A 14,595-nucleotide genomic window follows, 5' to 3' on the forward strand; every position below is an offset into this window, starting at 1 on the left:
CTAGTCCTCCTTTCCATGTTGGGATGCATTGATTTCACGATAGACTTGGCTAGTCTCCATCAATTCCTCATGATTTCCAAGTGCTAATTGCTCCCCTTTCTCTAAAAGAAGAATCTGATCTGCAATCTTCAAGGTTGAAGTTCGTTGGGAAATCAAGATCAAGCTAGTGTCAGGTAGGTTATCTTGAACAGCCTTCAGAAGATTGGACTCAGTAATGGTATCAAGAGCCGAAGTCGCATCATCCAAGATGAGGAATGGTGCTCGACGCAAGACTGCCCGGGCAATCGATAAACGTTGCTTTTGCCCACCTGAGAAATTACGACCGCCTGCTTGAACCTCTGCGTCCAGCTGGCCTTCCTTGTCACTGACAAAGTCCTTGGCTTGAGCAATTTCCAAAGCCTGCCAGAGTTCTTGGTCAGAGATAGGGTCTTCCATACCCAAAGTCAAGTTGGAACGAATAGTCCCTTTAAAGAGTTCAACCTTTTGAGAAACATAAGCCATCCAGGACCGCCATTCAGAAAGATTGCGAGGACTACGTCCATCTCGATAAAGGGAAATGCTTCCCTTATCTGCCGTATAAAGGCCAAGTAGGACCTGTACCAAACTTGACTTACCAGAACCAGTCCCCCCGATGATTCCAAGAATTTGTCCTTGTTGCATAGCAAAAGAAAGATTTCGCAAGGATGGTTGAGCAGCATCTGGGTAGGTAAAGCTCAAGTGTTCAACTCGTAAGGACTGGTTCGAGGAAGTTTCTTTTTGAGCAATTTCTGCCAGTATATCTTCAGGCTTTTCAGCGAAAACTTCATTAATCCGCTTGGCAGAAATATAAGACTGGTTGAGTGAATTGATGAGCATGGCCAATTTTATCAATTCTACCAAGATTTGCAGGAGATAGTTGATTAAGGCAATCAAGGCACCTTGACTGAGCCAACCCCCTTGGATAGAAATATAACCATTCCAGATAATCACCAGCAAAGTTCCATTGACGATCAAATAGGTTAAGGGGGGCAAGAGACTGGACCAGTAGCCTGTTTTCATTTGGATAGCTGTATAGACTTGATTGAGTACTTGGAAGTTCTCGATTTCTCGTTTTTCTTAGCCAAAGGCACGAATCACTCGCATCCCTTGTAGTTGTTGGCGCGTTTCCTGAACCAGCTGATCTGTTTTCTTTCTCAAAATGCTATAAAGAGGATTGACCAAGCGTGATAACACGACAATGACAAAGGTCAAAATGGCAACCATGACCAAGAACCAGAAGGTCAATTCAGGCGAGAGGCGATAAGCCATGAAAATGGCACCGAAAACAATAATAGGCGCCCTTAAAAATAAGCGTAAGAATTGATTGATCCCTGTCTGAATCTGATAGGTATCTGAAGTCAAACGCGTCACCAAACTCGAAGTCGTCAAACGGTCTCTGCTATCCTTGGGGAGCGAGAGAATATGACGATAGAGGTCGTTGGTCAACTCCTTGGTAAAGCCAACTGCTGCCTTGGCTGAGTAAAACTGAGCTACCAAAGCTACCAGAACACCGATAACTGCAAAAACAAAGAGGAGCCCCATTTGCATCCAGAGGTGACCCTGATCTTTTTGAGGGATAGATTGGTCAACAATCCCTGCTATCACCATGGGAACCAAGAGTTCAAAAACAGCTTCTAGCAGCTTAAACAAGGGCGCTAGAAATGACTCCTTGAGGTAGGGTTTAAAGTAAGAAAGTAATTGTTTCATGTGTCCCTTCTATTTCCAAAATGAAGAAGGTGGAAAAACCACCATCTTTTTACTTATTCAAATATGGAAGCAGGTAGCCGTAGCCAGCTTCTTCCATTTCATCCTTAGCGATAAAACGTAAGGATGCAGAATTGATACAGTAACGGAGACCACCCAGTTCACGAGGGCCATCTGTGAAGACGTGCCCCAAATGAGCATTCCCTAAACGTGAACGGACTTCGATACGCTCCATACCGTGACTCAAGTCCTGGTAGTAATGAATGAGTTCCTTGGAAATAGGACGGCTAAAACTTGGCCAACCACAGCCTGAGGCAAACTTATCCTTGGCAAAGAAGAGGGGCTCACCAGTCGTGATATCGACATAAATTCCTTCCTCAAAAGTTTGGTCATAAGCATTGCTAAAGGGAGCTTCCGTCGCTGCCTCTTGCGTGACTCTATAGGACTCTTCAGACAGTTGTTCTCGTAAAACTGCCTGACTCGGTTTTTCATAGTTGGCGGCATCTATCAGTGGTTTCTCAGCATCTCTCACATCAATGTGGCAATAGCCACCAGGATTTTTCTTGAGGTAGTCTTGGTGATAGTCTTCAGCTAAGATATAGTGGCGAAGCTTCTCCACTTCCACTGCAATTTTACGACCGATGAGTAGTTCTTGTTCACGAACTACTGTATTGATAGTCGGTAAATCCTCTTCATCTTTGTAATAAATCCCTGTGCGGTATTGACGACCACGGTCATTCCCTTGTTGGTTGACAGAAAGGGGATCGATAACTCGGAAATAATAGAGTAAAATCTCACGGAGCGAGACCGCCTTTTCATCATAAATAACTTGCACAGTCTCGGCATGATCTGTTTCTTTAATTAATTGATAATTAGTAGTTTCTACTTGACCATTAGCATAACCAACACTTGTTTGCAGCACTCCAGAAACACGTGAAAAGTATTCTTCCAAGCCCCAAAAACAACCACCTGCTAAATATATTTCTGCCATTTCAAATCCTCCTTGACCATCTGTCGGTCGACAAAACTGGGAATCATTTCATATCCCATGTTTCATTTTCAAAAAAAGGACAGGAAGCCCTCTAATAGAGAGTTTCCCCATCCTATTGCTATGTTTATTTTGCTTCAACGCGAACGCCTTGTGTATCTACTTGCAACTCATGAAGCTTGCCTTTGAAAGGTTGCTTTTCAAGCTCAGCCTTAATCTTAGGCATCTTGTCAGGATCAGCCAAGACCATAACAGTCGGACCAGCACCAGAGAGGTAGGTCGCATAAGCACCATTTCTCTTGGCAACTTTCTTGATCGTTGCAAATTCTCTCACCAGTTCTTGACGGTAACGCTCATGGAAGAGGTCACTCTCGATAGCCTGGCCTGCTTTGACCATATCTCCAGTCAGTAGGGATGCGATAGCCACATTGGCGATAGAACTTGCCGCAACAGCTTCCTTGTAAGATAGTTTCTTAGGCAAGACACCACGACTATCTCGAGTTCGCAATTCATAGTTTGGAATATAAGCTAGGAAAGCACACTCTGGGAAAGGCGCCACAACAGCTGAAACCTGACCTTCGACTGAGCTTGCAATGACCAGATTACCATAGATAGCTGGCGCAACATTATCAGGATGCCCTTCAATCTTAGTCGCCAATTGTAATTTTTCATGTTTGCTTAGTTTGAGATTTCCTAGTTGATTTGCCAATTCAATTCCTGCAACGATGACAGAACTAGAAGAACCTAGTCCACGCGCAAGTGGAATATCGCTAACCATCTTCAAACGTCTTGGTTGTAGATCTGGAACAATTTGTAGAGCAATCTTCAGCAAAAGATTACGCTCGTCACGTGGAATCCATTTGCCTAATTGGTGCTCAATCATCCATTCTTCACGTTCCTCACAAACCTGAATTTCTAGATACTTAGTTACAGCTACACCAACCGAGTCAAAGCCAGGACCCACATTGGCACTTGTAGCAGGTACAATAATCTTCATCTTAGTCTCCTAAAACCTTGAAGGTGTTGAGAAGTTCAAACTCAGCTACACCCTTCAAAGCTGCTGTAATATTTTCAAGTTGCGCCTTGTTGATTTTATGAGTGATGATGACAACACGAGCCTTGCCCTCTTGCTTACCATCTTGAAGGATTTGCTTGAAGGAAATATCTTCTGCATTAAAGAGTTCAGCCAATTTCAAGACTTGTCCTTTTGAATCTGGAGCCAAGATTGAGAAATAGTAGTTAGCTTTGACATCTTCTGGCTTAGCCAAGACTACTGGACGGCTGTATTCATTAAAGGCTTTTCCAATTGTTCCATCATTCAGACGACGAACGATGCGGGCAATATCAGCCACAACACTTGTTGCAGTTGGTTTTTGACCAGCACCTGGTCCATAATACATAGACTCGCCAATACCGATAGACTCCACAAAGACAGCATTCATAACACCATTAACACTTGCAAGTGGATGTGCTTTAGGAAGGAAGGTTGGCGTAACCTCAGCAGCAATACCAGAAGCCGTTTCTTCGATAGAACCAACTAGTTTTACAACATAACCAAGTTCTTGAGCTACTGCTACATCTTCTGGAGTGATGTTGCGAATCCCTTGGTGACCCACATCTTCAAACTTGACATTCATCCCAAAGGCGAACTGACTGAGGATGACCATCTTGTAGGCTGCATCAATCCCATCAACGTCATTGGTAGGGTCGCTTTCAGCAAAGCCAAGTCGTTGGGCTTCTGCCAAAGCATCTTCATAAGACCAACCTTCTGTTACCATTTTGGTCATCATGAAGTTAGATGTTCCGTTGACAACACCAAGAACACGTGTGATTTTATCTGATGCTAGTGAGTTGACCAAGGTACGAAGAATTGGGATTCCTCCAGCAACTGCTGCTTCATAGTATAGGGCAACATTGTGAGCTTTGGCTACCTCAAGCAATTCTGCACCATGAACTGCCAAAAGGTCCTTGTTGGCTGTCACGACATGTTTACCTGCTTCTAAGGCACGAGTGATAAAGGTTTTAGCAGGTTCGATACGCCCCATCAACTCAACAACGATCGTGATGTCTTTGTCTGACAAGATTTCATCGATATTTGTTACAAAATTAAATTCATTTCCTGCTTCAAGCAAGCGGGCTTTCTCTTGATCGTCTTTGACCAAAACTTTAGCTACTTCAATTTCTGACTGGGCTGCTTGAACAATTTTTTCTCTATTTTCCTTTAGCAAGAATGGCACACCACTGGCTACTGTACCAAATCCAAGTAAAGCAATCTTAACTGACATGTTTGTCTCCTCGAAATTTTCTAATAGTCCTATTATACCAAAATTGTGAGAAAATTCCTACCATTCTAAACTAAAAATAGGAGCACCAAATCACAAAAAAGGGCTGGGACAAAAGTCCTAGCCTCTCATTTGTCTATGGATTGTCGAGCAAGACGCAGTGGTTGAGTGGGCTCTAACTACGCTGATTTCATCAGCTTTTACAGCCCTACTCAACTGTGCGGAGGTGGGACGACGAAATCGAATTCTAACGAATTACCGATTTCTGTCCCACTCTCTCTATTTTCTATCTATTTTACAAAAGCCAATTCCTTATCACTAGACAAGTCTTCTCGATAATTGAAACCCGCAAAGTTGAGCTTTTTAATCTCTTCAACTGAAGTTATCTGATTTTCCGTCAAAGCTGTTAAGAAGGCGCCTCTAGCTTTTTTCGAAATGGTTGAATGGATTTTTAGTTTCCCATCTCTGTCTTCCATAAACTTAAAGGTCACCATTTTCTCACGGATTTCTTTAGGGAAGACAGTTTCAAACTCCGAAGACAAGAGAGAAAAGATTAGTTCTTCACTCTTCATCGACTCTTCATAGGCCTCCTGCCAATGATTTTTTAGGCTTTTCCCAGCGACTTTGAGTTTCATCAAAAAGTCCAGTCTGTGAGGCGCAATCGGTTCAAAGGCTGGAATCACACCATAGAGAGCTGACGTTATCATGAGGTGTTTTTCCAGATAGGTTTGCTCCTCCTTAGTGAGATCGTCCCGTTTGATGTTGCGATACATGAGTCCATCAAAGAGGTGCAAGGCTGGATAGTTTGTCGCAGTTTCATTTTTCAAGGCCTGGATATGGTCATACTCCTCTTGCGCTTTTTCGGCAGATATTTTGTAAAAACTCTCCAGCTCTTGGGCAGAATATATCGCTAATTCATCCACTACAGCCTGACTTTCAGGACGCAATGGTTTAGCCTCTAATCTAGGAATTTCGGTGTTCATTTCTTTTGCAGTTGGGATTAGAATTTTCATAATGTTAGTGTAGCATATTTTTTTAGGACTACCAAGGATTTGCACCTAAAAACCTCGGTGAATACCGAGGCTTCTTTCCTTATTTTGGCAATCCTAACCAGATCGCAAAGAGAACTAGTGCTGTCCCAAGGCAGCTTGTCAAGATAGATGAAAGAGTAACCTTTTTCTCCTTTAGATGAGAAAATCCTATCTTCAAAGCGAAAAGACCAAGCAACATCGAACCAATCATCAGATAAAATCCCATTTGACTGTCCTCCATTTATTATTCTTTCTTTCATTATCACAAATTTCAAACAAGAGTGCAAGAAAAACGAGGTTGTTTCCTTAAGCTTGAAGGATGTACCCTGATCTGGGATACAAAGCCTATATGATAATCCCTTCCAAATGATCCAATTCATGCTGACAAATCTGAGCAGGAAATCCTGTCAGGGTAATGGTTTGCTCTTGCCAATGGATGTCTCTGTAGCTTACTGTAATTTTTTCATACCTAGTTGTCGGTCTTACACCCGTCAAAGACAAACAACCTTCCTCTGTTTCGTATGCCCCTTCAAAAGAATGGAGAACTGGATTAAACATAACCATGGGAATCATTCCGATATTAAAAATAATGACGCGTTTTTGTACTCCAATCATATTAGCCGCTAGTCCAACACAGATTTCTCGGTTAGCCAGTAAGGTGTCCTGCAAATCCTTTGCTAGGGGTAAATCTTCCTGACTAGCAGGCTGGGATACCTGCGACAAAAACAAGATATCTTTTACAATTTTCTTTTCCAAGATTCTTTCCTCCATACCATATCAGTCTACTTGATTATAGCACAAAATTATACTCTTCGAAAATCAAATTTAAACCACGTCAGCTTCACCTTGCCGTATATGTGTTACTGACTTCGTCAGTTTCTATCCACAACCTCAAAACGGTGTTTTGAGCAACCTGCAGCTCTCTTCCTAGTTTACTCTTTGATTTTCATTGAGTATTATGTCAGTTTATCTTTACATGAAAACAAAAAGCCATCCGAAGATGACTTTCATAATGCTTAAATAGCGTTTTTATCTTTTCCAAGTGCTCGTTGGACTGCTTTTACAATCTCAACAAGGACTACAATCATAAGCGCTCCTACAGCGACCACCACCCATTGAGTCAAGCTCAAGTGTGACACGTGGAAGAGATTATTAAATCCAGGAACCAAAATTGTCACCATAAAGAGGACAAAGGCAACTGGGATAGACCAGTTAAAGGTCTTGTTAGTAAAGAGTCCCACTTTAAAGATCGATTGGTAAACCGACTTAACGTTAAAGGCATGGAGCAATTGGATCAAACCGAGAGTTGCAAAAGCCATGGTAAGGGCATCCGCATGGATTTCAGTATGACTTTGGTGCTCTGGGAAAAGAAGAGCCCAACCATAAACACCTAGAACTAGCATGGTTTGGAAGATTCCTTGATAAATGATTGCTCCGAAGACACCACCATCAAAGAAGTTAGACTTACGACCACGAGGTTTGTGGGTCATGACACCTGGTTCAGCTGGTTCAACACCTAGGGCGATGGCTGGTAGTGTATCTGTTACCAGGTTAATCCAGAGAAGATGCACTGGTTGCAACACATCCCAACCAAACAAGGTTGCAAAGAAGATGGTGAAGACCTCAGCCATATTAGCAGACAAGAGGTATTGGATGGATTTTTGGATATTTGAGAAGACTTTACGTCCTTCTTCTACCGCTACGATAATGGTTGCAAAGTTATCATCAGCAAGGACCATATCCGAAGCTCCCTTAGAAACTTCTGTACCTGTAATCCCCATACCGATACCAATATCCGCTGTCTTAAGTGATGGTGCATCGTTGACCCCGTCACCTGTCATGGCAACAACCTTGCCTTCATTTTGCCAAGCTTTCACGATACGAACCTTGTGCTCAGGTGATACACGAGCATAAACAGAGTATTGCTTGAAGACTTTTTGGAATTCTTCATCAGTGAGTTCATTCAACTCAGCACCCGTGAAGACATGGTCTTCTGTATCATTTGGATCGATGATACCGAGACGTTTAGCGATAGCTTCCGCTGTATCTTGGTGGTCACCAGTGATCATAATCGGACGGATACCTGCTTCTTTAGCGACACGTACAGCTTCTGCAGCTTCTGGACGCTCAGGGTCAATCATGCCGACCAAACCAGAGAAGATGAGGTCAGACTCAACAATTTCAGATTCCAAGGTTGGAATTTCGTTACTTGTCTTATAAGCCATCATCAAGACACGAAGGGCTTGTTTAGCCAAGTCTTTGTTGGTAGCAAGGATGGCATTTTTATCTTCTTCTGTGATTGGGCGAACTTCCCCATTGACTTCAATACGAGTCACGCGCTTGAGCAGTTGGTCAGGCGCACCCTTGACAGCGATAAAGTAAGAACCGTCTGCTTCCTTATGGATGGTAGACATGAGCTTACGATCAGAGTCAAATGGCAATTCAGCCACACGTGGCTCATCCTTCAAGACTTCACGAACATCAAAGTTGTGGTCCAAACCAAACTGTACAAGAGCTGTCTCCGTAGGATCCCCAATCAACTTACCAGATGGATCCACCTTGGTGTCATTGGCAAAGTTCATGATACGTAGCGTATTGTTGTTAGCAGCAATTTCAGATGCCGAGCTTTGCAATTGACCGTTGGTATAAACTTTTTCAACCGTCATTTGGTTCATGGTCAAAGTACCTGTTTTATCAGATGCGATGATTTCTGTTGAACCAAGTGTTTCTACCGCTGGTAATTTACGGACAATCGAATTACGTTTTGCAAGGGTTGTAGTTCCCAAAGATAGAACGATGGTTACAATGGCAGGAAGCCCTTCTGGAATAGCCGCTACTGCAAGAGCAACCGCCACCATCAAGCCTTCTAATGGATGTTCTCCACGAACAAAGACACCAACCAAGAAGGTAATCACTGCAATCACAATGATTAAGTAAGTCAAGGCCTTAGATAATTGTTCCAAGCTTTGCTTCAACGGTGTTTCCGTTTCATCTGCATTGGCCAACATGTCCGCAATCTTACCAACTTCTGTATACATACCAGTGTTGGTCACGACACCAATACCACGACCGTATGTTACGTTTGAGTTTTGGTAACCCATGTTAACACGATCCCCGATACCAGCATCTGCTTCAACAAGTCCTGTCACATCTTTTTCAACTGGGACAGACTCCCCTGTAAGAGCTGCTTCTTCTATTTTTAGAGAAGCTGCTTCAAACAAACGCATATCTGCAGGCACGACATCTCCCGCTTCAAGCAAGACGATATCTCCAGGTACCAATTCTTTCGAGTCAATCTCAATAACATGACCATCACGACGAACACGGGCCATCGGGCTAGACATATTTTTCAGAGCTTCAATGGCTGCTTCTGCTTGCCCTTCTTGGTAAACCCCAAAGGCAGCATTCAAGACAACAACGGCCAAGATGATAATGGCATCTGTTAAACCGTCCATTCCTTCTGTAATCACAGAAAGTGCCGCTGCCGCAAGCAAGATGATAATCATCAAATCCTTAAATTGATCAAGGAATTTAGCTAGTAGGCTACGTTTCTCACCCTCTTCCAACTCATTACGACCATAAGTCGCTAAGCGTTCTTGAGCTTGAGCAGTTGACAAACCTTCGATAGATGTGTCCAAGTTCTTTAGGACTTCTTCTGAGGTTTGTGTGTAAAACAAGTCTTTATTTTGTTCTTTTGACAAAACAGTCTCCTCCTTTTTGGCCTCTTTTTACAAAAAAAGAGACCTGTTTTTTAAAAAAACAAGTCTCGCTGTTTAATATAGTGCCGGAAATAATTCGTAATGACGACACTATCGCGGTTAACCGCCAGCTACTCCCTTGAGTAGTTCTATTATATCAAAATTTCAAAAGTTTTCAAGTTTTGAGGTGTATTTAACTTACTTCCTCCATTTGAATTTTCCTTGGAAAACCAGTATAATGAAAGAATACTAAAATGCTAGAAGGGGAGTTAGATGAATCAATCGGTTTCAAACTTAAAATTAGCTGAGCGTGGTGCCATTATCAGCATCTTGACCTATCTATTCTTATCTGCAGCTAAGCTAGCGACCGGACACCTCCTCCATTCATCCAGTTTGGTAGCAGATGGTTTTAACAACGTTTCAGATATTGTTGGAAACGTGGCCCTCCTAATAGGGATTCGTTTAGCACGCCAACCAGCAGATAGAGATCATCGCTTCGGCCACTGGAAAATAGAGGATTTGGCAAGTCTCATCACTTCCATCATCATGTTTTACGTTGGCTTTGATGTTCTACGGGATACCATCCAAAAAATACTCAGCCGAGAACAAACGGTCATTGACCCACTTGGGGCGACTCTGGGAATCATCTCTGCTATCATCATGTTTGCAGTTTATCTCTACAATACCCATCTGAGCAAGCAAGCTAAGTCCAAAGCTCTCAAGACAGCAGCCAAGGACAATTTGTCAGATGCTGTGACTTCTCTTGGAACATCTATTGCTATCCTGGCTAGTAGCTTTAACTATCCAATCGTGGATAAGTTGGTTGCGATTATCATTACCTTCTTTATTCTTAAAACTGCTTATGATATCTTTATCGAGTCATCCTTCAGCCTTTCTGATGGTTTTGATGAACACTTGCTCGAAGATTACCAAAAAGCTATCATGGAAATTCCTAAGATTAGCAAGGTCAAATCTCAACGCGGTCGTACTTACGGAAGCAACATTTATCTGGACATTACTCTGGAAATGAACCCAGATCTCTCTGTTTATGAGAGTCATGAAATTGCGGACCAGGTTGAATCCATGTTATCAGAACGCTTTGGTGTCTTTGATACAGACATTCATATCGAACCAGCACCAATCCCTGAGGATGAAATTCTAGATAATGTCTATAAAAAATTGCTCATGAGAGAGCAACTAATCGACCAAGGAAATCAACTGGAAGAGTTACTTGCAGAAGATTTCATTTATATCCGCCAGGACGGACAAGAACTGGACAAGGATGCCTATAAGACTGAAAAAGAACTGACCTCTGCTATCAAGGAGCTTCATTTAACCTCTATCAGTCAAAAGACTAAACTCATCCGCTACCAAGTCGGTGATACCATTCATACCAGCATCTGGCGCCGTCACGAAACTTGGCAAAATATTTTCCATCAGGAAACAAAAAAAGAAAAAGACTAAAAATGAGGCCGGGATAATTCCCGACCTCATTTTTCATGTTTATTTTGCAACGCTCTTAGCAAGAACGAAGTTTCCTAGTGTAGCTGAACCATTGCCAGCAACAGCTGGAGTCACGATATAGTCACGTACATCTGGAACTGGTAGGTAGCCATTGAGTAGGGCTGTGAATTTCTCACGTACGCGGTCAAGCATATGTTGTTGAGCCATAACCCCACCACCAAAGACGATGACATCTGGACGGAAAGTTACAGTCGCATTCACTGCGGCTTGAGCAATGTAGTAGGCTTGAACATCCCAGACAGAGTTGTTGAGTTCAATGTTTTCCCCACGAACACCTGTACGAGCTTCCAAACTTGGACCAGCTGCATAACCTTCCAAACATCCATTATGGAAAGGACAAACACCTTTAAATTCTTTCTCAATATCCATTGGGTGTCTAGCCACATAATAATGGCCCATCTCAGGGTGACCAACACCGCCAATAAACTCGCCACGTTGGATAACACCTGCACCGATACCTGTACCGATAGTGTAATAAACCAAGTTTTCGATACGACCTCCTGCATTATTACGAGCAACCACTTCACCGTATGCAGAACTGTTTACGTCTGTCGTGAAGTACATTGGCACGTTTAGAGCGCGACGGAGAGCACCGAGCAAGTCTACATTTGCCCAGTTAGGTTTTGGAGTTGTTGTGATAAACCCGTAAGTTTTTGAGTTTTTATCGATATCGATTGGACCAAATGAACCAATGGCAAGTCCCACAAGATTATCAAATTTTGAGAAGAACTCGATGGTTTTATCGATAGTTTCGATAGGTGTTGTTGTTGGAAATTGTACTTTTTCTACAATGTTATAGTTTTCATCTCCGACAGCACAGACAAATTTTGTACCGCCTGCTTCCAAACTTCCGTATAGTTTTGTCATGATTAACCTCTTGTATTTATTTTCTTTATTATAGCATATTTCCAGACTGAAAATTGCTCAATATTTTAGATTTTCCTCTGTAAATTTTACCATTCAATCAAAAACGAACAAACATGACATTTGTTCGTTTTTTGATCTATTAAATCGAAAGTAGTGTACTCAATGAAAATCAAAGAACAAACTAGGAATCGAGCCGCGGATTGCTCAAAGCACGGCTTTGAGGTTGTAGATAGAACTGACGAAGTCAGTAACACATACATACGGCAAAGCGAGTATGACGCAGTTTGAATTTGATTTTCGAAGAGTATTAAGCTTTAACTTCGATGACTGCATCACCCTTAGCAACTGATCCAGAAGCAACTGGATTTACTGAAGCAAAGTCTGCAGTGTTTGTCACGATAACCATAGTTGTGTTATCAAGTCCTGCAGCGGCAATCTTAGCTGAGTCAAATGTCCCAAGAACATCTCCAGCTTTAACCTTTTCACCTTGGGAAACTTTTTTGTCAAATCCTTCACCGTTCATTGAAACAGTGTCGATACCAACGTGAATCAAGATTTCAGCTCCGTTTGCTGTTTTCAAACCATAAGCATGCCCTGTTGGGAAGACGATTGTCACTTCAGCATCAGCTGGTGCATAGACAACATCTTGACTAGGTTTCACAGCGATTCCTTGTCCCATAGCTCCACTTGAGAAAACTGGGTCGTTCACATCAGCAAGAGCTACAACGTCACCAACGATTGGAGTTTGGATGACACCTTCGCTAGGAGCAACAACAGTACCAGTTACCGCTTCGTCAACCAAACGTTCAGTTGTAGTTTCTGAAGCTACTTCTGCTTCATCTTCATAACCAAACATGTAAGTAAGAGCAAAACCAAGAGCAAATGATACAGCTACCATAAGAAGGTATTGTGGAAGTTGTCCGTTACCAATGTAGAGCATTGTACCTGGGATGATAGTGATACCATTACCAGTACCAGCAAGACCAAGGATAGATGCCAATCCACCACCGATAGCACCAGCGATCAATGAAAGGAAGAATGGTTTACGGAAACGCAAGTTAACCCCGAAGATAGCAGGCTCTGTAATACCAAGGAAGGCAGAAAGAGCAGCAGGGAAAGCAAGTGTTTTAAGTTTAGGATTTTTAGTTTTCACACCAACGGCTACTGTCGCAGCACCTTGAGCAGTCATGGCAGCTGTGATGATAGCGTTGAATGGGTTAGCATGGTCAGCAGCAAGCAATTGAACTTCAAGCAAGTTGAAGATGTGGTGAACACCTGATACGACGATTAATTGGTGAACTCCACCAATCAAGAAACCACCTAGTCCGAATGGCAAGTTAAGAATTGCTTTAGTTCCAATGAGAATGTAGTTTTCAACAACGTGGAAGACTGGTCCGATAATAAACAAACCAAGAATTGACATAACCAAAAGTGTTACGAATGGTGTCACCAAGAGGTCAAGAACGTCTGGAACAACTTTACGAACAGCTTTTTCAAATTTAGCTCCGACAACCCCGATGATGAAGGCTGGAAGAACTGAACCTTGCAAACCTACAACTGGGATAAATCCGAAGAACTGCATTGCAGTTACTTCACCACCAGAAGCAACAGCCCAGGCATTTGGAAGTGAGCCAGATACGAGCATCATACCAAGGACGATACCAACGGCTGGGTTACCACCGAATACACGGAAGGTTGACCAAACAACCAATCCTGGCAAGATGATAAAGGCTGTGTCAGTCAAGATTTGAGTGTAAGTTGTCACATCTTGTGGAAGTGTCATTCCGAGAGCAGTCAAGAGACCACGAACACCCATGAAGAGACCAGTCGCTACGATAACTGGAATGATTGGTACGAAGACGTCACCGAAAGTACGGATGGCACGTTGAAACCAATTTCCTTGTTTAGCAGCTTCTGCTTTCATTTCAGCTTTTGTTGAAGTTGGCAAACCAAGAGCTACGACTTCATCGTACATCTTGTTTACTGTACCAGTACCAAAGATGATTTGGTATTGACCTGAGTTAAAGAAAGCACCTTGAACTTTTTCCAAGCTCTCGATAGCATCTTTGTTAATTTTCGCTTCATCTTTAACCATAACGCGAAGACGAGTCGCACAGTGAGCTACACTATTAACGTTCTCACGTCCACCTAAGGCCTCGATGACTTTTTTTGCAATTTCTGTATTCGTCATTTGCAAAAATCTCCTTATAAAAAATTTGTAAAATGTTTGAAAGCGATTTTATCCGCCCTACGAATATTATTCTATCACGTTTAAAAAATATGTCAAGCGTTTTGCAGAAAAAATTTTGCTAATTTTTATTTTTTGATTGTTTTTGCTATTTTTTTCATCAATACAGCAATAAACACCCTATAAACTCAAGGTTTTTACTTTTAAATTTTCAAATTCTTTCATAATTTCATTATTTTTCATAAAATCCCACCTCAGTATTCTGTCAATCGTTTGACATTTTTTTCTTAATTTT

At 42.2% G+C, this 14,595-nt stretch carries 10 protein-coding genes and 1 pseudogene; 1 reads left to right on the top strand and 10 read right to left on the bottom strand.

Features of this window, described 5'->3' with window-relative positions:
* The 8 genes and pseudogenes from QM887_RS02990 to QM887_RS03025 all read right to left on the bottom strand — a co-directional run bounded on the left by QM887_RS02990 (position 1) and on the right by QM887_RS03025 (position 9,724).
* Positions 1-1,725, bottom strand: a pseudogene (locus QM887_RS02990) (ABC transporter ATP-binding protein).
* 49 nt (positions 1,726-1,774) lie between these two features.
* Complete coding sequence (gene msrB / locus QM887_RS02995; protein WP_414270412.1) at positions 1,775-2,713, bottom strand: peptide-methionine (R)-S-oxide reductase MsrB; 939 nt, start codon at positions 2,711-2,713, stop codon at positions 1,775-1,777.
* A gap of 124 nt (positions 2,714-2,837) precedes the next feature.
* The gene (gene thrB, locus QM887_RS03000; RefSeq protein ID WP_414270414.1) at positions 2,838-3,707 is read right to left on the bottom strand and encodes a homoserine kinase; all 870 of its coding nucleotides are present in this window, start codon (positions 3,705-3,707) and stop codon (positions 2,838-2,840) included.
* A 1-nt stretch (position 3,708) separates the two neighbouring features.
* A complete protein-coding gene (locus tag QM887_RS03005; protein ID WP_414270415.1) occupies positions 3,709-4,995 on the bottom strand; it encodes a homoserine dehydrogenase in 1,287 nt (428 codons plus the stop codon).
* 287 nt (positions 4,996-5,282) lie between these two features.
* Positions 5,283-6,005: a peroxide stress protein YaaA gene (gene yaaA, locus QM887_RS03010; RefSeq protein WP_414270416.1), complete on the bottom strand. Its 723-nt coding sequence runs from the start codon at positions 6,003-6,005 to the stop codon at positions 5,283-5,285.
* A 79-nt stretch (positions 6,006-6,084) separates the two neighbouring features.
* Positions 6,085-6,249 (bottom strand): DUF3953 domain-containing protein, encoded by a 165-nt coding sequence (locus tag QM887_RS03015; RefSeq protein WP_060956070.1) that lies wholly within the window; start codon positions 6,247-6,249, stop codon positions 6,085-6,087.
* Between the two features lie 119 nt (positions 6,250-6,368).
* Entirely contained in the window at positions 6,369-6,779 is a 411-nt protein-coding gene (locus QM887_RS03020; protein WP_414270418.1) for a peptide deformylase, read from the bottom strand.
* 260 nt (positions 6,780-7,039) lie between these two features.
* Positions 7,040-9,724, bottom strand: coding sequence for a cation-translocating P-type ATPase (locus QM887_RS03025; protein ID WP_414270420.1), 2,685 nt, complete (start codon positions 9,722-9,724; stop codon positions 7,040-7,042).
* A gap of 270 nt (positions 9,725-9,994) precedes the next feature.
* Between QM887_RS03025 and QM887_RS03030 the strand changes: the two genes are divergently transcribed.
* Complete coding sequence (locus QM887_RS03030; protein ID WP_414270421.1) at positions 9,995-11,185, top strand: cation diffusion facilitator family transporter; 1,191 nt, start codon at positions 9,995-9,997, stop codon at positions 11,183-11,185.
* Between the two features lie 39 nt (positions 11,186-11,224).
* Here the strand turns inward: QM887_RS03030 and scrK are convergent, their stop codons facing one another.
* Together scrK and QM887_RS03040 are read right to left on the bottom strand one after the other, a co-directional pair.
* Positions 11,225-12,112, bottom strand: a complete 888-nt coding sequence (scrK, locus tag QM887_RS03035; protein ID WP_414270422.1) for a fructokinase ScrK — start codon at positions 12,110-12,112, stop codon at positions 11,225-11,227.
* Positions 12,113-12,419: 307 nt separating this feature from the next.
* Positions 12,420-14,303 (bottom strand): sucrose-specific PTS transporter subunit IIBC, encoded by a 1,884-nt coding sequence (locus QM887_RS03040; RefSeq protein ID WP_075228181.1) that lies wholly within the window; start codon positions 14,301-14,303, stop codon positions 12,420-12,422.
* Positions 14,304-14,595: the final 292 nt, after the last annotated feature.

The sequence above is a fragment of the Streptococcus infantis genome, assembly GCF_047460875.1.
In the GTDB taxonomy this organism is placed as follows: Bacteria; Bacillota; Bacilli; order Lactobacillales; family Streptococcaceae; genus Streptococcus; species Streptococcus infantis_AA.

Bases quoted from the DNA above. Each gene is read 5' to 3' on its own strand.
- msrB (WP_414270412.1), bottom strand. From the start codon at position 2,713: ATGGCAGAAATATATTTAGCAGGTGGTTGTTTTTGGGGCTTGGAAGAA.
- thrB (WP_414270414.1), bottom strand. From the start codon at position 3,707: ATGAAGATTATTGTACCTGCTACAAGTGCCAATGTGGGTCCTGGCTTT.
- QM887_RS03005 (WP_414270415.1), bottom strand. From the start codon at position 4,995: ATGTCAGTTAAGATTGCTTTACTTGGATTTGGTACAGTAGCCAGTGGT.
- yaaA (WP_414270416.1), bottom strand. From the start codon at position 6,005: ATGAAAATTCTAATCCCAACTGCAAAAGAAATGAACACCGAAATTCCT.
- QM887_RS03015 (WP_060956070.1), bottom strand. From the start codon at position 6,249: ATGGGATTTTATCTGATGATTGGTTCGATGTTGCTTGGTCTTTTCGCT.
- QM887_RS03030 (WP_414270421.1), top strand. From the start codon at position 9,995: ATGAATCAATCGGTTTCAAACTTAAAATTAGCTGAGCGTGGTGCCATT.
- scrK (WP_414270422.1), bottom strand. From the start codon at position 12,112: ATGACAAAACTATACGGAAGTTTGGAAGCAGGCGGTACAAAATTTGTC.
- QM887_RS03040 (WP_075228181.1), bottom strand. From the start codon at position 14,303: ATGACGAATACAGAAATTGCAAAAAAAGTCATCGAGGCCTTAGGTGGA.